At 40.9% G+C, this 18,729-nt stretch carries 14 protein-coding genes and 2 pseudogenes; 10 read left to right on the top strand and 6 right to left on the bottom strand.

Annotated features, from left to right (window positions below; genetic code table 11):
• The first annotated feature begins 81 nt into the window (after positions 1-81).
• Together obgE and AEX56_RS08430 are read left to right on the top strand one after the other, a co-directional pair.
• Positions 82-1,395, top strand: a complete 1,314-nt coding sequence (gene obgE / locus AEX56_RS03615; protein WP_049618250.1) for a GTPase ObgE — start codon at positions 82-84, stop codon at positions 1,393-1,395.
• A 692-nt stretch (positions 1,396-2,087) separates the two neighbouring features.
• Positions 2,088-2,255 (top strand): hypothetical protein, encoded by a 168-nt coding sequence (locus tag AEX56_RS08430; protein ID WP_049617924.1) that lies wholly within the window; start codon positions 2,088-2,090, stop codon positions 2,253-2,255.
• 10 nt (positions 2,256-2,265) lie between these two features.
• Here the strand turns inward: AEX56_RS08430 and AEX56_RS03605 are convergent, their stop codons facing one another.
• Positions 2,266-3,648 (bottom strand): ATP-binding cassette domain-containing protein, encoded by a 1,383-nt coding sequence (locus AEX56_RS03605; protein WP_049617923.1) that lies wholly within the window; start codon positions 3,646-3,648, stop codon positions 2,266-2,268.
• A 384-nt stretch (positions 3,649-4,032) separates the two neighbouring features.
• Here AEX56_RS03605 and AEX56_RS03600 point away from each other — a divergent pair, with 384 nt between their 5' ends.
• Entirely contained in the window at positions 4,033-4,533 is a 501-nt protein-coding gene (locus tag AEX56_RS03600; RefSeq protein WP_049617922.1) for an AAA family ATPase, read from the top strand.
• A 13-nt stretch (positions 4,534-4,546) separates the two neighbouring features.
• On the opposite strand, the gene AEX56_RS03595 is transcribed toward AEX56_RS03600, so the two are convergent.
• Both AEX56_RS03595 and AEX56_RS03590 read right to left on the bottom strand, forming a co-directional pair.
• Positions 4,547-5,287, bottom strand: coding sequence for an amino acid ABC transporter ATP-binding protein (locus AEX56_RS03595; RefSeq protein ID WP_049617921.1), 741 nt, complete (start codon positions 5,285-5,287; stop codon positions 4,547-4,549).
• Positions 5,287-7,491, bottom strand: coding sequence for an ABC transporter substrate-binding protein/permease (locus AEX56_RS03590; protein ID WP_049617920.1), 2,205 nt, complete (start codon positions 7,489-7,491; stop codon positions 5,287-5,289). Before AEX56_RS03590 ends, AEX56_RS03595 begins: the two co-directional genes overlap by 1 nt.
• Positions 7,492-7,672: 181 nt before the next feature.
• Between AEX56_RS03590 and AEX56_RS03585 the strand changes: the two are divergent.
• The 3 genes and pseudogenes from AEX56_RS03585 to AEX56_RS03575 all read left to right on the top strand — a co-directional run bounded on the left by AEX56_RS03585 (position 7,673) and on the right by AEX56_RS03575 (position 11,770).
• Positions 7,673-8,593: pseudogene (locus AEX56_RS03585) on the top strand (CPBP family intramembrane glutamic endopeptidase).
• A 103-nt stretch (positions 8,594-8,696) separates the two neighbouring features.
• Positions 8,697-10,688 (top strand): excinuclease ABC subunit UvrB, encoded by a 1,992-nt coding sequence (uvrB, locus tag AEX56_RS03580; protein ID WP_049617919.1) that lies wholly within the window; start codon positions 8,697-8,699, stop codon positions 10,686-10,688.
• A gap of 272 nt (positions 10,689-10,960) precedes the next feature.
• Entirely contained in the window at positions 10,961-11,770 is an 810-nt protein-coding gene (locus tag AEX56_RS03575) for a transporter substrate-binding domain-containing protein (RefSeq protein ID WP_049617918.1), read from the top strand.
• 220 nt (positions 11,771-11,990) lie between these two features.
• Here the strand turns inward: AEX56_RS03575 and AEX56_RS08935 are convergent, their stop codons facing one another.
• From AEX56_RS08935 to AEX56_RS03565, 3 genes and pseudogenes are all read right to left on the bottom strand, one after another.
• The gene (locus AEX56_RS08935; protein ID WP_236682997.1) at positions 11,991-12,251 is read right to left on the bottom strand and encodes a hypothetical protein; all 261 of its coding nucleotides are present in this window, start codon (positions 12,249-12,251) and stop codon (positions 11,991-11,993) included.
• Between the two features lie 149 nt (positions 12,252-12,400).
• Positions 12,401-13,558, bottom strand: a complete 1,158-nt coding sequence (locus AEX56_RS03570; protein WP_236682963.1) for an alpha-amylase family glycosyl hydrolase — start codon at positions 13,556-13,558, stop codon at positions 12,401-12,403.
• Between the two features lie 442 nt (positions 13,559-14,000).
• A pseudogene (locus AEX56_RS03565) lies at positions 14,001-14,913 on the bottom strand (LysR family transcriptional regulator).
• A gap of 155 nt (positions 14,914-15,068) precedes the next feature.
• Here AEX56_RS03565 and cpsA point away from each other — a divergent pair.
• From cpsA to AEX56_RS03545, 4 genes are read left to right on the top strand one after another with little or no spacing between them, the layout of a single operon-like run.
• Positions 15,069-16,544 (top strand): LCP family glycopolymer transferase CpsA, encoded by a 1,476-nt coding sequence (gene cpsA, locus AEX56_RS03560; protein WP_049617917.1) that lies wholly within the window; start codon positions 15,069-15,071, stop codon positions 16,542-16,544.
• Positions 16,545-16,549: 5 nt separating this feature from the next.
• Positions 16,550-17,281: a capsular polysaccharide biosynthesis protein Cps4B gene (cps4B, locus tag AEX56_RS03555; protein WP_049617916.1), complete on the top strand. Its 732-nt coding sequence runs from the start codon at positions 16,550-16,552 to the stop codon at positions 17,279-17,281.
• A 12-nt stretch (positions 17,282-17,293) separates the two neighbouring features.
• Complete coding sequence (locus AEX56_RS03550; protein ID WP_049617915.1) at positions 17,294-17,980, top strand: Wzz/FepE/Etk N-terminal domain-containing protein; 687 nt, start codon at positions 17,294-17,296, stop codon at positions 17,978-17,980.
• 11 nt (positions 17,981-17,991) lie between these two features.
• Positions 17,992-18,711, top strand: coding sequence for a tyrosine-protein kinase (locus AEX56_RS03545; protein ID WP_049617914.1), 720 nt, complete (start codon positions 17,992-17,994; stop codon positions 18,709-18,711).
• The last annotated feature ends 18 nt before the right edge of the window (positions 18,712-18,729 follow it).

Here is an 18,729-nt window from a genome sequence, read left to right as displayed (position 1 = left end):
ATGGACCATTTGGTGTGTTATCACACCAAGCTGCTCCCCTATTTTCCTCTCGTTTTCTTAGCGTCCTTAGTATCTTATTTTATGAGTATGTTTTTGGATACTGCCAAGATTAAGGTCAAGGCAGGTAAGGGTGGCGATGGTATGGTGGCCTTTCGTCGGGAGAAGTATGTGCCAAATGGCGGTCCTTGGGGCGGTGATGGTGGTAAGGGTGGCTCTGTCATTTTCCGCGTGGACGAAGGGTTGCGCACATTGATGGACTTTCGTTACAATCGCCAATTTAAGGCTCAAGAAGGTGAAAAAGGCATGACCAAGGGAATGCATGGTCGTGGTGCTGAGGACTTGATCGTTCGCGTTCCGCAAGGAACAACTGTGCGTGATGCAGAAACTGGTAAAGTCATCACAGACTTGGTGGAAAATGGTCAGGAATTTGTCATTGCTAAAGGTGGTCGTGGTGGTCGCGGGAACATTCGCTTTGCGACGCCAAAGAATCCAGCGCCAGGGATTTCTGAAATTGGGGAACCTGGCGAAGAACGCCAGTTGGAATTGGAATTGAAAGTGTTGGCAGACGTTGGTCTGGTGGGCTTCCCATCCGTTGGAAAATCAACTCTTCTCAGCGTCATTACCTCTGCAAAACCAAAAATTGGGGCCTATCATTTCACGACCATTGTGCCAAATTTGGGCATGGTTCGTACTAAATCTGGTGAATCTTTTGCTGTTGCAGATCTTCCTGGATTGATTGAAGGAGCTAGCCAAGGTGTCGGTTTGGGGACACAATTCCTTCGTCATATCGAGCGTACGCGTGTTATCTTGCATGTCATTGATATGTCGGCAAGTGAAGGTCGAGATCCTTATGAAGATTATGTAGCCATTAATAATGAGCTGGAGGCTTATAATCTGCGCCTCATGGAACGTCCGCAAATTATTGTGGCCAATAAGATGGATATGCCTGAGTCGGAAGAAAATTTGAAAGAATTCAAAGAAAAATTAGCAGCTAATTATGATGAATTCGATGAATTGCCAATGATTTTCCCAATTTCTAGTTTGGCTCACCAAGGGTTGGAAAATCTCTTGGAAGCAACGGCAGAGCTGCTTGACAAGATGGACGAATTCCTTCTTTACGATGAATCTGAATTCCAAGAAGAGGAAGTTTACTACGGATTTGACGCAGACGAGCCTGAATTTGACATCAATCGTGACGATGACGCATCATGGATTCTCTCTGGGGAGAAATTGGAGCGCCTCTTCACGATGACTAACTTTGATCGTGACGAATCTGTCATGAAATTTGCCCGTCAGTTGCGTGGAATGGGGGTTGACGAGGCCCTTCGCGCGCGTGGTGCCAAAGATGGTGATATCGTCCGTATTGGCAAGTTTGAATTTGAGTTTGTAGATTAACTTCGCAACTATCTATCTGTGCGGCAGTAAGCCACTACAGATAGTACGATAGGCTCTATTTGAGCCTATCTAGCGAACTTACTAACTGCGGAGAAACGAAACGGTAATATCGACCGTTTCTCCTCCGTGTCGTAGGTCAGCCCCTTCAACCGAAAATAGGGAGCGGGGGGACTATCTATCTTTTTTGCACAGAATGTAGGCCATGTTCAACTGGATTAACGTTGGAAGTTCTTCTAGGCACAGGTGTGCCTGAAGAACTACGGGAGCCACTATGGTGGACTTCCTACCAACCTTACTAACTACAGAGAAATAGTATTATCGACTGTTTTTCCTCCGTGTCGTAACCTGTTTAGAATGGCTAGTTTCTAAAGAAACTGCCGTTCTACGGAAGGTCCTATATCTGGATGTTCTCAAGCGCCTTGCTAACTAAAAACATGTATTCACAAATCTTATCTAAGAAGTTTGTTAAGATAATAGTTACTGAAAAGGTTAGTAAGACGACAGTTGCCGCTGTGGTGATAAGATTATTGCCCTAGAAGGGTAATAATCATGGGGATTTTCGAGACCTTAAGCTCGGAAACTAGGCATGGAACGACGGAGTCGGTCGCTGCCGTCCCCGCCACTTAAGGCAGGCTGTCAAAAAATTGTATTAGTTGACTTCATAAGTCAAAAAATTCTACAGGAGGTCAGTCATGGGTGATAAACCGATATCCTTTAAGGACAAGGATGGCAATTTTGTTTCGGCAGCCGATGTCTGGAATGCTGAAAAATTAGAAGAACTCTTCAATAAGCTCAATCCCAATCGTAAACTTCGCTTGGAGCGTGAGCGATTGGCAAAAGAAGTGTCTGAAAAGGCATAGGAGTAAAACCCTATGCCTTTTTATCTGTTTCAATAAGCTGATACTGATCCAACAAATAAATCTGTTCTGCAACTTCCTCAATATACTTTCTATCATGAGATACGCTGATAATAGCGCCAGGAAACTCTCTCAATAATTGACGAATGAGTGGCTGGCTGGTTGGGGAAAAGTGACGAGTAGGCTCGTCTAAAACCAAGACATTGTTGCCTGCTAAGACCATTTTAGCTAAAAAGAGTTTGGCTTTTTGTCCGCCAGATAAATCTGAGACAGAATGTAGGATTTCGTCTCTGGTAAAACGTAGGCTAGCCAGTAGGGTTCTGGATTGTTCTGGCTCAGCAACGTCGGATAAAAATTCAATAGCAGATTGATTGCTACTCAAAAGATCTTCATAGTTTTGTGACATATAGCCCAGGGATAAGTCATCCCTTGCTCTCCGTTCTTCCAAGATTTGCTTAAGTAAACGGGTCTTCCCAATCCCATTTTGTCCTATGATGACCAAGTTATCTTGGCCACGAATGAGCAAATCCACCATTTGACCGTTTTCCAATTTGTATTCTGTCCAATGGAGTAAAACTTTACTAGCAGGAAGTGGAATAATATCTGAAAAGAAGAGCTTGATGGCATCCATATCTTGCGGGATTTCAGTGAAGTTTTCAGCTTCTTGCTCTAATTTCTTTTCTTGCGATAGCATGATTTTCATTTTTTTGGCTAAAAGACGACCAGCTGCACTATCACGTGTATTGCGCAAATTATGCTCTACGCTCTGGTGTAAACGATGATGTCGGGCCATCTTCTTATCATGCTCTTCGCGTTCCTTGTTGGCTTGCTGTAGTTGGCGCTCAAAGGTATCAAGGCGCTTTGCTCTATAGTTCGCATAGTTTCCATGGACATAGCTAGCGCGGGGAGTCGTGCGTTTTTTCAGTAATTCGAGATGCAGGATAGCAGTCGCTGTGTGTTCCAAAAATGTTTCATCATGAGAAATGAAGAGGATTGTCTTGTCAGAAAGGGTAGATAAGGTTTGCTTACCTTCTTCAAATCGGTCCAAATCTAACTGGAAACGCTCTGCTATTTTATAAAAAAGTGAAAAGTCAAAAAGGCTGTAGTCGGTATCAGAGTAGAGAAAGTTATCAACGGTTTGAACCATCTGATCGGGGGTCAGACTCTGTGGCAAGTAGCCAATGCGATCAAAGCGATTGATGATGTCACCGTCAATGGTCACATAGTTGGATACTTGGTCGGAGGCGATGAGTGTCTTGATCAGGGTGGACTTACCAGTGCCTTCTTCACCGATAATAGCTAGCTTATCTCCAGGATTAAGGATGAGGTTAAGATCCTTGATTAGTTCCTGCAAATCTTTTTGATGCGTGATAGTTAAGTTGTGTGTCTGTAGCATAAAATCTCCTTTCTACTCTTTTAAAATCAAAAGGTACTTGGTTATCTCGTCTTGATGAAAGTCAGTTCTATTTGCGACTTTGGTACCTTGTCTCTTTTTAATTTTATTTGAGTATGAACAGCTAAAAACTCCCTACCTTATCAAGTAGGGAGTCTAGAGTTCTGCTAGTTTTTGAGGGAGAAATAGGCCAAAAAAGACACATTCAACCACAGAAAAGAAGCCATTATGGCTTGGGGTTACAGCAGGGCACACTAAAAAACCAAACCTGATAAGGCTTATCAGGTTTGGTTTCTTAGTTGCGCATTGCTCTTGTACCTCCAGAGATTTACTAGCTTCAGTATAACAAACATTGAAAGCGATATCAAATGGTGTTATACTAGTTGCATGAAAAAAATAATCATTATTGGCTGTCCTGGATCAGGTAAATCAACCTTAGCAAGAAAGTTAGCTGAAAAGACAGATCTTCCCCTAACACATTTAGATCTGCTTTATTGGCAATCTGATAAGACAACGGTGGAAGAGGATCTGTTTGTGGAGCGTCAGAAGAGTGTCTTACGACAAGGGAAATGGATTATTGATGGCAACTATGGCGCTAGTTTGGAAATGCGAGTTGCAGCCTGTGATACCATTATTTTTCTAGATTTCTCAGTTGAGGATTGCTTGGCTGGCGTGCGAGAGAGAATTGGTAAAAAACGTCCAGATATGCCGTGGATTGAAACAGAAGAAGACCAAGAATTTCTGGAATTTATTCAGTCTTTTGGTCAAACCAGTCGTCCAAAAATTCTTGCTTTGATAGAGCAATATCCAGAAAAATCTACGATTATCTTAAAAAATAGGAAGGCTGTTCAAGATTTTTTGAACGACATAAAACCGGAACTCTTTTGAGCTCCGGTTCTTTTTATACATTCAAAACCTTGTCTAAAAATTCTTTGAGACGTGGATGTTGTGGATTGTCGAAGATTTGTTCAGGTGTGCCATCTTCAAGGAATTCGCCGCCATCTGTGAAGATAACGCGATTGGCAACTTTACGGGCGAAGCCCATCTCGTGCGTAACAATCAGCATGGTCATGCCTTGCTCTGCTAAGTCCTTCATAACGTTGAGAACGTCACCAACCATTTCAGGGTCAAGGGCAGAAGTAGGCTCGTCAAAGAGCATGATATCTGGATTCATTGCCAAAGCGCGGGCAATTGCCACACGTTGTTTTTGACCGCCAGAGAGACTGTCAGGCATAGCGTCACGTTTGTCAGCCAATCCAACCTTCTCCAACAACTCCATACCAACGCGTTCGGCTTCAGCCTTGTTAAAGAGTTTGTGTTCAATTGGAGCAAAGGTGATATTTTCCAAAACAGTCATATGTGCGAAAAGGTTGAAATGTTGGAATACCATACCGACATTTGAGCGAAAAGCATCAACATCTGTTTTTTTATCTGTCAAGTTGAATCCATCTACCATCACATGACCACTAGTAATGGATTCTAGCAAGTTCATGGTCCGTAAGAAGGTAGATTTTCCTGAACCAGAAGGTCCGATAATACAGACCACGTCCCCTTCGTAAAATTTAGCAGAAATACCTTTCAGGACTTCATTTTTACCGTAGTATTTGTGCAAATCTTCTACGTTGATCTTTAATTGAGCCATTATTTGCCTCCTTTTTCAAGTTTACGTGCCAAGCGAGTCAAGAGTGTGATAACCACGAGGTAGATAATCGCCAAAATCGCATACATACGGAAGGATTGGTAGTTACGAGCGATAATAATTTTACCAGCTTGGAACAATTCCACCAAACCGATGGCAGAAATGATAGTTGTATCTTTCAATGTGATAACAAATTGGTTGATAAAGTTAGGGAGCATGAGTTTTGCAGCTTGTGGCAAAATAATTTTACGCATGGTTGTGCCATAGGAAATTCCCAAACTGCGTGATGCTTCCATTTGTCCAGCAGGAACGGCTTGGATACCACCGCGAACGATTTCTGCGATGTAGGCACCAGAGTTGAGTGAGAGGGCAATGGTGGCGGCTACGAAGTCATTGATTGGGCTTTGTTGACCTGTCATGGATTCAATCAAGTTTGGAATACCCCAAAAGATGAAGGCAGCCACAATCATGAGTGGGATACCGCGAACCACATCGACAAAAACCGAAGCGAGTAAACGTAGAGATTTGAATGGACTAACGGCAAACATACCGAAGATAATACCGATTAAAATCGCAATGGCAAATGAAAGCAAAGCCAAACCGATAGTAATACCTAGACCAGATAGAAGCTGACCATAGTTATTTTTTAATAAGCCCCAAATAGTTGATTCATCTACTTTTGAGCTCGCTTTCGTATCAGTAGACGTCTCTGTATTGAAATATTTGTTCATAATGGCATCGTATTCGCCGGATTCAACCAAAGCAGCCAATCCATTATTAAACATTTGCACCAATTCTGGGTTACTACCTTTTTTCACAGCAAAACCAATGGTTCCAGCAGCAATTCCTTCGAGTGGCGTCTCAAAGTTACGTCCTTGTTGGATTGCGTAGAGCAATACTGCTTCATCATCCATGAGAGCATCAATCGAGCCATAATTTAAACTATCGTACATGGTCGAAGCTTCATCGAACGCTTTTAAAGTATAGCCAAATTTGTTTTCATTTTCTTCTAGATAAGCATAAGAAGAAGTACCATTTTTGGCACCGACTGTCTTTCCTTTTAAATCTTCGTAACTAGCAACAGTGCTACCTGATTTAACTGCTAAAAGAATATTCGAGGTGTAATAAGCATCCGAGAAGTCAAAAATTTTCTTACGAGCATCTGTGATGGTCATTCCTGCAATGACTGCATCCGCTTGACCAGCTTGAACGGCATTGAGGGCAGCATCAAAACCAGGATTTTGAATTGTAATTGTAAAATCTTGATTTTCAGCAATAGCTTTAATCAATTCAATATCGATTCCAGTATATTTTCCATCTTCACCTTGGTATTCAAATGGAGCAAATGAAGAGTCAGATGCGATAGTGTAAGAAGCTTTCACTACTTCGGCTTTTTTAGAAGCATCACCAGTGAGACTTAAGCGAGAACCGTAATCCTTTTTTGATTCAGAAGAAGTTGTCGAGTCTCCGAGCCATTTGCTCATGATTTCTTGATAAGTTCCGTCTTTTTTCATTTCAGCCAGAGCTTTGTTGAAATCTCCTACTAAGTATTCGTACTTACTCCCTTTTTTGACAGCAAATCCGAAGGAACCAATCGCTTCACCGTCCATATCAATGCTGATATCTTGACCTTGTTGAATAGCGTATTGAATCACAGCTTCGTCATCCATGACAGCATCAACAGCACCAGTTGAGAGGCTATTGTACATGGTGTCACCAGTATCAAAGTTTTTGACAGTGTAACCATATTCTGACTTCTTTTCATCCAAGAAAGCCTGAGCAGCTGTGCCATTTTTTACGCCGACAGTCTTGTCTTTCAAGTCTTTGTATGAGGTAACAGGATTTTTCTTGGTCGTTGCAATGACGATAGAAGTATCAAAATAAGGGTCAGAGAAGGTAAATACTTTTTTACGAGCTTCTGTAATGGTCGTTCCTGCCATGAGGGCATCAGCTTGTCCAGATTGAACTGCATTGACCGCCGCATCAAAACCAGGGAAATTTTGATTAGTTGTCCAGCCAGAACGCTTGGCAACTTCATTGATAATATCAACGTCTAATCCTTTATAAATTTGGTCAGAGTCCTTGAACTCAAAAGGTGCATAGGTCGAGTCAAAAACAATATCAATTGTATCATCGGCTTTTACACCTGTAAAAATAAAGAATAATGGCAAAACAGTTGCCATTAGCATCAGCAATTTTTTCTTCATTTCAAATCTCCTTCTTACTAGATATGAATAGTACTATACCACAAAAAAGAAAATTCTGCAAATTTAACAATTTCTCATGTTAGAAAATATAACATTTGCTTGTGTTTTATACTATTGACAGCTTTTTGTATTCGTTTTATAATATGATTGTATTAGATAAACAACTCAAAAGGAGGAAAATATGAACAAAAGAATCTTAGAAGTCCAAACGACTCTCTGTCAAAAAATGCCTGCTTGGCTGGTAGCTATTTTGACACCAGTCATGGTTCAAGTTTTATTTACCGTCGGTAGTATATTGTTTTTCACGGCACTCACCTTCCTTGCGGTCACTTACTTCACCATGACGGGAACGCTGGATAAGGTAGCTGGTGGAATTGCTATTCCATTGCATCTTCAGTTGTTGAGCTTTGGTATGGTGGCACTGTTACTCTTTATCTGGGTAAAATGGGTTGAAAGACGTCCGATTTCAAGTCTTGGTTTTTTCAGCAAGAACTGGCTGAAAGAGCTTGGTCTTGGTTTCTTGGTAGGTTCTGCATAATTCAGCCTAGCTCTCTTCCTTGTTTACTTACTTGGTGGTGTTCAATTTTCAGGGAAGGATTTTTCCATGAGCACTGTCATCTATGTTCTTTCCACTATTCCGTTTTGGCTTTTGCAAGGTGGTACAGAAGAATTACTCACGCGTGGCTGGTTGTTGCCTGTCTTGAATAAGTGAACAAATCTTGCTATTGCAGTTGGAATTAGTAGCTCCCTCTTTGGATTAATGCATCTGGCAAACGATAACGTGACCTTCTTATCCATCTTGAGCATTGTTTTATCTGGTGTAACGATGGCGCTCTACATGCTCAAACGTGATAATCTCTGGAGTGTCATTGGGCTTCACGGTGCCTGGGATTTTATCCAAGGAAACGTGTATGGGATCGCGGTTTCAGGGACAGATGTGGGTTCATCTATTTTCCATTTTGCCAATAAGACTAGCGCTCCTGAGTGGGTTTTTGGTGGTGGATTCGGTACGGAAGGAAGTTTGATTACTTCTCTTGTTGAACTCCTTTTTATCGCCTATCTATGGCACAGTCTCAAAAAAGAAAAATCGCAAGCAGTCTAGATCCTCTAGGCTGTTTTTCTTTCCCATAAAAATAGTTGTTTTGTGGTAGAATAAGAGATAAGATTGACTAGAAAGTAGCCATTTAGGTAATTTTGGTAGTAAAATGATAGAAAGAAGAGATGACCGACCATTTGAGTTGGTATCAAAGTATGAACCGTCTGGAGATCAACCACAGGCGATTGAGCAGCTGGTGGACAATATTGAAGGCGGTGAAAAAGCACAGATTCTGCTTGGTGCGACGGGGACAGGAAAGACCTACACCATGAGTCAAGTGATTAGTAAGGTCAATAAACCCACGCTTGTCATCGCTCACAATAAGACCTTGGCAGGGCAACTTTATGGCGAATTTAAGGAATTTTTCCCTAATAATGCGGTGGAATATTTCGTGTCCTACTATGATTATTACCAGCCTGAGGCCTATGTACCGTCATCCGATACTTATATCGAAAAAGATAGTTCGGTTAATGATGAGATTGATAAGCTCCGGCATTCTGCGACGTCCAGTCTTTTAGAGCGCAATGATGTGATTGTAGTGGCATCTGTTTCTTGTATCTATGGTCTCGGATCGCCCAAAGAATATGCGGACTCTGCTGTTTCCTTGCGCCCTGGGCAAGAGATTTCTCGGGATCAGTTGCTCAATCAGCTGGTAGATATTCAGTTCGAACGCAATGATATTGATTTCCAACGTGGTCGTTTTCGTGTGCGAGGGGATGTGGTCGAAATTTTCCCAGCTTCTCGTGATGAGCATGCCTTTCGTGTCGAATTTTTCGGTGATGAAATTGACCGTATCCGTGAAATTGAAAGTCTGACAGGAAAAAGCTTAGGTGAAGTGGATCATTTAGTGCTTTTTCCAGCCACTCACTTCGTAACCAATGATGACCACATGGAAGTCGCTATTGCTAAAATTCAAGCCGAACTAGAAGAACAACTCAAACTCTTTGAATCAGAAGGCAAACTCTTAGAAGCTCAGCGATTGAAGCAAAGAACGGAATACGACATTGAAATGTTGCGGGAGATGGGCTATACCAACGGTGTCGAAAACTATTCCCGTCATATGGATGGTCGTAGCGAGGGGGAACCACCCTACACACTATTGGACTTTTTCCCAGAAGATTTTCTGATTATGATTGACGAGAGTCATATGACCATGGGGCAGATTAAGGGCATGTACAATGGAGACCGCGCCCGGAAGGAAATGCTGGTCAACTATGGTTTCCGTTTGCCGAGTGCATTGGATAATCGTCCTTTGCGCCGAGAAGAATTCGAAAGCCATGTGCATCAAATCGTCTATGTTTCTGCTACGTCTGGTGACTATGAAAATGAACAGACCGATACGGTTACTGAACAAATCATCCGTCCGACGGGGCTCCTGGATCCAGAAGTAGAAGTTCGTCCGACCATGGGACAAATGGACGATTTGTTAGGTGAAATCAACATTCGTGCTGAAAAAGGAGAGCGGACCTTTATCACCACGCTGACCAAGAAAATGGCGGAGGACTTGACAGATTATCTCAAAGAAATGGGGGTCAAGGTCAAGTACATGCACAGTGATATTAAAACCTTGGAGCGTACGGAGATTATTCGTGACCTGCGTTTGGGTGTATTTGATGTTCTCATCGGAATCAATTTGTTGCGCGAGGGTATCGACGTGCCAGAGGTAAGTTTAGTGGCTATTTTGGATGCGGACAAAGAAGGTTTCCTTCGTAACGAACGTGGACTGATTCAGACCATTGGTCGTGCAGCACGTAATTCTGAAGGTCATGTTATTATGTACGCAGATAAGATTACGGACTCCATGCAGCGCGCCATGGACGAGACAGCCCGCCGTCGGGAAATTCAGATGGCTTACAATCAAGAGCACGGTATTGTTCCACAAACCATCAAGAAAGAAATCCGAGACCTTATTGCTATCTCTAAAAATAGCAGCAGCGATGATAGTCAGGAAGCCGTTGGTTACAGCAGTATGAACAAAAAAGAGCGCCAAGAGGCCATCAAAAAACTGCAAAAACAAATGCAGGAAGCCGCAGAGCTGCTTGACTTTGAATTGGCAGCCGAGATCCGCGACGTAATCTTGGAATTGAAGGCAATGGATTAATTTAAAAAGTCGTGCAAAAAGCTTATGATAAACCAAAACTGGAAACCAAATTCCCGGCGTGGAATGATAGTTTTCAGTTTTGGTTTTTTAAAAATGAATAAAAATACATTTTGTTGTTGACAGGTGCATAAAAATAAAATATAATGGACACTATCATCATTAAGGAGGATGCCATGAGCACTGAAAATAATAAAGTCCGACGATGCCTGACATCGTATAGTAATAAAAAAAGAATCAAAGAATCGTATAAAAATGGAATAGAGGAAACGAAGATGAATATTAAAAAAATGATGATAGTCGGACTGACACTTGTAGCAGGATTGAGTTTGGCAGCTTGCTCGTCAGAGCAATCATCACAAAATGAGTTAGAAAAAATCAAGGAAAAAGGAACCATAGTTGTAGCAACTAGCCCAGATTACGCACCATTTGAATTCCAAACACTGGTTGATGGAAAAAATAAAATTGTTGGAGCAGATATTTTGTTGGCCAAGAAGTTTGCGGATGAATTGGGGGTTAAATTAGAAGTTTCGCCAATGAATTTTGATAACGTCTTAAATAGCGTCCAGTCTGGTAAGGCAGATATTGCTATTGCGGGGCTCAGTTATTCAGAAGATCGTGCTAAGGTATTTGACTTCACGAATGTTTATAATTCAGCAGATAATGTTCTTTTAGTCAAATCGGATACTGTGAATGATTATGCAAAAAATGCCGATTTAGCCTCTAAAAAATTAGCGGTTCAAAAAGGAACAATTCAAGAAGTGTATGCTAATGAAAATCTGACAGATTCTAGCGTCATTTCCTTAACAGTTCTAGGTGAAGCCATCAACGAACTGAAGAATGGAAAAGTAGATGCTATCTTATTGGACGCAGCAGTAGCGGAAGGTTATGCAGCTCAAAATCCCGATTTGGCTGTTTCCACAATGACGTTTGAAGAAGCTCAAAATGATGGAAAAGTTGTGGCTATGCCAAAGGATAGTCCAGAATTAAAGGAAGCACTCGACAAAATCATTAAGGAAGTAGTGGACGCGGGTGCCTACGACAGTTATTTGGAAGAAGTTTCTAAATACACAGTCGTGGAGTAACATCTCTATAACAGGAAGAGATAAAAAATAGAGCAAAGTTTTACTTTTGCTCTATTTTTTTATGCAATCATCCCAAATGATAAGACGTAGTGCATGCCACTCAACTATGCGGATATGGGAGTAAAACAGTCTAGTAGATTGTCTTGGGGCAGTATCTGAAAATGAAAAAGTGCTGAAAAATCGAATTTCTATGAAATGACCGATTTTTCCCGCTCTCGATTTATTGAACAAGATATTTACTTGTGTTTTTTTGTTTTAGAATCTTTCGCGTTAAACTCCTTACTTTATTCGTTTGAGATAATAAGTTGTCAAGCGTGGAATCGTGATATTTGCCCCGTCCCCCCAGTTGCAATGCTGAAAGTTTCAGTTGGAATAGTGCTAGAATGCTAGAAGAAAAGACTAGTTCATAAATTGCATTCTCTGGTAAGTCAAGTGGTAGGTTGAAAATATCTGTATCATTAAAATTGTTGACGACGAGAATTTCTTCCTCATCTCCATAGCGACAGAAGGCGCAGCAGTTAGCATCCCCATCAATGCGTGCCCAGCGAAAGCCCCTCTCGTGCGCCTGATAATCATAACGCCAGAAAGCCTCGTGAAAAGAGTGTCAGAGCCCAGTCCATTTCCCTGTCCTCATTCCATTCGCGAATATGCCCCCCCACTCATTGCCCATAAAGAGCAATTTTTTCCAGGATGAGCAAAATAAAAGCTATAATAAGCGCGTGCTAGACGGAAACGATCTTCGTAATCTCCATCTATTTTTTCTACGATGGAATGTTTACCATGGACAACTTCATCGTGAGACAGTGGCAACAAAAACTGTTCGCTTGGATTGTAATACATACCAAAAGTGATTTCGTTGCTGTGGTATTTGCGAGCATAGGACGGACGACTCATGTATTTGAGGGTATCATTCATCCAACCCAAATCCCATTTCATATCAAATCCCAATCCCCCTTGTTCCAACGAATGCGTTACTTTTGGATAGGCTGAAGAATCCTCCGCAATCATGACAACACCTTTGAAGTCTGTGTGAACAAGTGCAGTGACACGTTTGATAAAATCAATAGCAGGACCGTTGGTTTTATCAGGATCTGTCTCGCCACGCCAATAAAGTAAGTAGGAGAGCGCATCTACGCGAATGCCATCGAAGTGATAATTGTCTAGCCAGTAGGTCATGTTGGAAAGCAAGAAAGAACGAGTCACTCCCTTGCTGAGATCAAAATTAGCTGTTCCCCATTGGTGGTTTTCGCGGTCATATTCTTCTTGGTACTCGTAGAGCCAAGAACCATCAAATTGATAGAGACCATGGGCGTCCTTACAGAAATGAAGAGGCACCCAGTCTAATATAACACCAATCCCAGCTTGGTGACATTGATCAATCAGATATTTGAGTTCATCTGGATTGCCGTAGCGACTAGCAGGACTATAGTAGCCTGTCACTTGATAGCCCCAGGAAGCGTCCAGTGGATGTTCTGTGATGGGCAAGAGTTCAATGTGAGTAAAATGATTTTCCTGGACATATGCGATGAGTTGCTCTGCTATTTCCTTATAGGAATAAAAAGTAGATGCTCCTGTGTCCGTATCATCCGCATTAAGGACTTTCTTACGCCAAGATCCTAGATGGACTTCATAGATAGAAAATGGAGCTGTTTTGTAGTCAAAGTCCACTCGATCTTGCATCCAATGGTTGAAATCACCTACAAGATAGACGGCAGCAGCATTTGGCGCATAAAGTCGAAATTGCCAACCGATAACTTTGTTGCCTTGCCTAACAATGTGAGCTCCCATTTTTTCAAAAAATCGAGCGTGCTCACCAGTGTGAAGACAATAAAGGTCTAGATCACTAAAGGTACTCATTTTGTGTCCTTTCTTTCTGAAAAGGAGTGTATCAGTTAAGTTTTGTTTTACTCCTAGAGGCTTTGCCGGCATTAGCCAGTAGTTTCGTTATAAAGGTTATAAAGCAAGATCTATTTTCAGAAGGAGCCATCTAGCTGACATCTGCCTTCTTAGGATTTTCTGTTTAAATGATCCAGTCTTTAGATTTATTGTAGGTAGATGCCTAATACAATATTTTTCTATTAAGTGATTAGCAGACGCTATTCCTTTTTGTGAAAGTAATTCATTATAGCATAAAATCAAGAAAAATGAAAGCGCTATCTTTAATAAAAGCAAACAATTTCTAAAAATATCTAAAATTTTTTCACATTTATTGCAAAAAAGTATGTGACCATTAAAAATTGACTTCTTCAAGGAGATAATTGATGAAGTGTTCACCCGTGTTTGATAAATTAGATTTTTCGTGTTGAATAATAGATGAGTTCAATGTCGGTATCTACATCCAGTGGGATGGCAACGATGTTATCACCATTCAAATTGCTGTTTAAAATCCCTGTTGTAATAGTATAGCCATCTAGCCCTATCAACAGATTGAAGAGAGTTGCTCGGTCAGAAACGACGATGGATTTTTTATGATGTTCTTGAGACAGGATTTCCTCAGAGAAATAAAAGGAATTGTGAATCCCTTGTTCATAACTCAAATATGGGAATTCCACCAAATCTTCCAAGGTCACACGCTCTTTTTCTGCTAAAGGGTTGGTTTTACTGACAAAAATATGGGGGGTGCCTTAAAGAGTGTTGTAACCTTCAAGTGGCTATCATCAAAAAGCTTGGACAAAACATCACGGTTGAAATCGTTGAGAAATAGCACGCCAATTTCAGAACGGAAATTTTTGACATCATCTATGATTTCCCAAGTTCGTGTTTCCCGCAAGAAAAGTTCGTAGTCTTCCATATCTGTCTTCTTGAGAAGAGAAACGAAAGCATTGGCCACGAAGGCATAGTGTTGGGAGGATACGCTAAAGCGCTGACGTTTGGGACCAGTCTTCTTATATCGTTCTTCCAAGAGAGCGCAGTCTGCTCAATGATTTGGCGAGCGTAAGAAAGGAATTCCATCCCATCTCTTGTCAAGTTGTCAAGGTTATCCCTTTGGGATGGCGGTGAAAAATCTCAATCCTCATTTCTTTTTCTAAATCACGAATAGCATTAGACGGGCTAGGTTGGGCGATGAAAAGTCGCTTGGCAGCCTCGTTCATACTGCCTATTTCTGCGACCTTGATAACGTATTCTAATTGTTGTATTCTCATATGTTTAGTTTACCTCAAAAACAGTGCAGAATCAACTCCTCATGAGCTTTAGTATAGAAAAGTTGCTTGATGATTCGTTTGACTTTTTTCTGAAAATGTGCTACAATTTTAGCGTTGTAATCCAAAAAATAATAGGATGGGACTCTTCAAAGATTATGAGTAGAAAAAAACATTCAAAAAAACATTCAAAAAAACAAAAAAATAGTTCTCAATTTTATTTTATAAATTGGGGGCTTTTCGTGCTTTCAACAATTCTTTCGGCAATGGTCGCCTGCTACATGTATAAGTACAGCTTTTTAGCCTTTCGGAATATTAACCTGATTTATGCAGCCGTATTGGCTATTGTTTTTTTTGTCGCTTTAGTGACTCTCTTGAGAAAAAAAGGCCGGATTTTACTGATGGTGCTGTTATTGTTAACCAATTTAGTGACTGGTATGGCCTTATATGCTTTTAAATCAACTGCTGATTTTTCGAAGAAAATTAATAACACAGCTAGCATTTCAGAAATAGAAATGAGTGTGCTGGTTCCTGCGGACAGTGCTATTGCGGATGTTAAAGAGTTGACGACAGTCTTAACACCATTGAGAAGTGACCAAGCTAATATTGAAGAATTATTAACTCACATTCAGTCGGATAAAAATGTTACCTTGATTCCACAAGAAGTTGATTCATATCAGTCCGCTTATGATCAAATCATGTCGGGGTCGGCGCAAGCCATGGTCATGAATGGTGCCTATGAAAGCTTGCTCGAAATCGCTTATCCTGATTTTAAAGAGAAAGTTAAAAAGATTTACTCATATACTTTAACTAAGTCTGTAGCGCCAGAGGATCAAGCTAGTCAGGAACAAGCGACAAAATCGGGTGTCTTCAATATTTATGTCAGCGGGATTGATACTTATGGTTCCATTTCAACAGTTTCTCGCTCAGACGTCAATATCATTTTAACAGTCAACGTGAATACTCATAAAATTTTATTGACAACTACGCCTCGCGATTCCTATGTTCAAATCCCTGATGGAGGTGGAAATCAATACGACAAGCTGACACATGCAGGTATTTACGGTGTAGAAGCATCTGTGAAAACATTGGAAAACCTTTACGGTATTGACATCCAGTATTATGCGCGCATTAACTTTACCTCTTTTTTGAATTTGATTGATTTACTTGGTGGAGTTGATATTATGAATGACCAAGCCTTTGTTGCAGGAGGAAACGACTTCCCTGTTGGAACAGTTCATTTGAACTCTGAAAAAGCACTTGTTTTTGTTCGGGAACGTAAGTCATTGGAGAGCGGAGATAACGATCGCGGTCGTAACCAGATAAAAGTTATCTCAGCCATTATCAATAAATTAGCTTCAGTTGATTCTATTGCTAATATCTCATCTGTTGTGACAGGGCTTCAAAATTCGGTTCAGACCAATATGGATTTAGAAACTATAATGGCAATTGCCAACAAGCAACTATCGTCCGGAAGCAAGTTTAATGTGACTTCTCAAGATGTGACTGGAACGGGTTCGACAGGAGAACTTCCATCCTACGCTATGCCAAATGCGGCACTCTACATGTATTCGCTTGATCCTGCAAGCGTAGAAGCTGCTAAGCAAAGAATGTCTGCTATCGTGGAGGAATAGGTACCATGATTGATATTCACTCACATGTTATTTTCGGTGTAGATGATGGTCCGGACACAATAGAAGAAAGTCTTTCTTTGATTGGAGAAAGCTATCGTCAAGGAGTTCGGACTATTGTAGCGACTTCCCATCGTCGAAAAGGAATGTTTGAGACACCAGAAGACGTGATTGCCCGAAATTTTTCGGCAGTACAAGAAAAAGTAGTTGTAGAATTTCCAGATATGACCCTGTGCTATGGTGGAGAGCTCTATTTCACTACTGATATATTAGAAAAGTTAGCAAGCAATCAGTTTCCGAGAATGCATGGAACCAAATTTGCATTGATCGAGTTTAGTATGGGAACGCGCTTTGAAGATATGCAGCAAGCCTTGCAAGCATTGGCGATGATAGGAGTGACCCCTATCATCGCTCATATCGAACGCTATATGGCGCTCGAGTTTAATAAAGAACGTGTTCAGAGTTTAATTGACATGGGTTGCTATACTCAGATTAATAGTTCGCATGTTCTGAAACCAAAATTATTTGGAGATAGTCATAAAGTGTTTAAAAAAAGAGCTGCATATTTTCTCAAAGAAAATATGGTCCATTGTGTTGCTAGTGATATGCATAATCTCACCAGTCGACCGCCATTTATGGAACAAGCTTACAAATTGATAAAAAAAGACTACGGTAGCAAGCGCGCCGAAGACCTTTTTAAAACGAACCCTGCCACCTTATTGGCAGATAAATATGTATAATTAGGAGTTATGATGAATCAACAAGGAAATCAAATAGTAGAAATTGACGTTCTTTATTTATTAAAGAAAATGTGGGGAAAAAAAGTGTTTGTTGCATTTACTGCCATATTGTTCGGCGTACTTTCGTTGATTTTTACTGTTTTTGTTGTCCAACCGAAATATACCTCAACCACTCGCATCTATGTGGCCAATAATACAACAGATGGAGTGACGGCCCAGGATTTACAGGTGGGAGGGTACTTAGTTAATGACTATCGTGAAATTATCACCTCTCGCGATGTTTTATCAGAAGTCATCGCGAGCGACGCACCAACTATGACACCGGGACAACTGGCAGGGATGTTATCTATTTCTGTTCCTACAGATACTCGCATTATCTCTATTTCCGTTAATAGTGACAGTCCACAACGTGCTCAAAAAATTGCTAATCGTATCCGTGAAGTTGCCTCTGCTAAAATCAAAGCTGTTACTCAGGTTGATGATGTGACGACTTTAGAGGAAGCCCAACTTCCAAGTGACCCTTCTTCACCAAATGTTGAAAGAAATGTTTTTCTTGTTGCGGTATTCGGCGGAGGATTGGCGGTTATGTTTGTTCTATTGCGAGAAGTTTTAGATGATCGGGTGAAACGTCCTGAAGATGTAGAAGAAGTTCTTGGAATGACCCTTATTGGTGTTGTGCCAGATGTGACGAAGATGTAAGAGGTGAAAAAATGATAAAAATGGAAATCGTCAAGTCTAAGTATGACGAATTAAAGACCTTACACGAGTATTACAACTCAATTATTACAAATGTCCAATTTAGTGGACGTGATTTGAAGAAAATCGTTGTGACTTCTGTTCAACCAAACGAAGGAAAAACAACTACATCAATCAATATGGCAATCACTTTTGCGGAAGCAGGATACAAAACGCTTTTAATTGATGCGGACACCCGTAATTCGATTATGTCTGGAATTTTTCGCGCCAGTGAGCGATTTGAAGGACTCACCAGCTTTTTAACAGGAAATGCCCAGCTTCCTGATGTTGTTCATGAGACAAGCGTCTCTAATCTGATGGTCGTACCATCAGGGAAAATGTCTCCAAATCCAACCAATTTGCTTCAAAATAGCCAATTTAATTATATGATGGATAATCTATCCAACATATTTGATTATATTATTGTTGATACGGCACCGATAGGGTTAGTTATTGATGCAGCCATTATTGCTAAAAAATGTGATGCTAGTCTCATCGTCACAGCAGCTGGAACCACAAAACGCCGATTTGTGCAAAAAGCGAAGGAACAGATGGAACAAAGTGACGCTCAGTTCCTCGGTGTTATCTTGAATAAAGTTGATTTACGAAAAGAAAACTATGGTTCTTATGATGGTTATGGAGCATACGGAGCTTATGGAAAACAAAAGCATAGTAAGGTTAGAAGACGTAAGTAGTGAGTTTGAATAAATAGT

It is taken from the genome of Streptococcus sp. X13SY08 (assembly GCF_001182825.2).
Taxonomy (GTDB): domain Bacteria; phylum Bacillota; class Bacilli; order Lactobacillales; family Streptococcaceae; genus Streptococcus.
This window is presented reverse-complemented; position numbering and strand designations above follow the sequence as displayed.

Bases quoted from the DNA above. Each gene is read 5' to 3' on its own strand.
- AEX56_RS03605 (WP_049617923.1), bottom strand. From the start codon at position 3,648: ATGCTACAGACACACAACTTAACTATCACGCATCAAAAAGATTTGCAG.
- AEX56_RS08430 (WP_049617924.1), top strand. From the start codon at position 2,088: ATGGGTGATAAACCGATATCCTTTAAGGACAAGGATGGCAATTTTGTT.
- obgE (WP_049618250.1), top strand. From the start codon at position 82: ATGAGTATGTTTTTGGATACTGCCAAGATTAAGGTCAAGGCAGGTAAG.
- uvrB (WP_049617919.1), top strand. From the start codon at position 8,697: ATGATAGAAAGAAGAGATGACCGACCATTTGAGTTGGTATCAAAGTAT.
- AEX56_RS03590 (WP_049617920.1), bottom strand. From the start codon at position 7,491: ATGAAGAAAAAATTGCTGATGCTAATGGCAACTGTTTTGCCATTATTC.
- AEX56_RS03595 (WP_049617921.1), bottom strand. From the start codon at position 5,287: ATGGCTCAATTAAAGATCAACGTAGAAGATTTGCACAAATACTACGGT.
- cps4B (WP_049617916.1), top strand. From the start codon at position 16,550: ATGATTGATATTCACTCACATGTTATTTTCGGTGTAGATGATGGTCCG.
- AEX56_RS03600 (WP_049617922.1), top strand. From the start codon at position 4,033: ATGAAAAAAATAATCATTATTGGCTGTCCTGGATCAGGTAAATCAACC.
- AEX56_RS03550 (WP_049617915.1), top strand. From the start codon at position 17,294: ATGAATCAACAAGGAAATCAAATAGTAGAAATTGACGTTCTTTATTTA.
- AEX56_RS03575 (WP_049617918.1), top strand. From the start codon at position 10,961: ATGAATATTAAAAAAATGATGATAGTCGGACTGACACTTGTAGCAGGA.
- cpsA (WP_049617917.1), top strand. From the start codon at position 15,069: ATGAGTAGAAAAAAACATTCAAAAAAACATTCAAAAAAACAAAAAAAT.
- AEX56_RS03545 (WP_049617914.1), top strand. From the start codon at position 17,992: ATGATAAAAATGGAAATCGTCAAGTCTAAGTATGACGAATTAAAGACC.
- AEX56_RS03570 (WP_236682963.1), bottom strand. From the start codon at position 13,558: ATGGGAGCTCACATTGTTAGGCAAGGCAACAAAGTTATCGGTTGGCAA.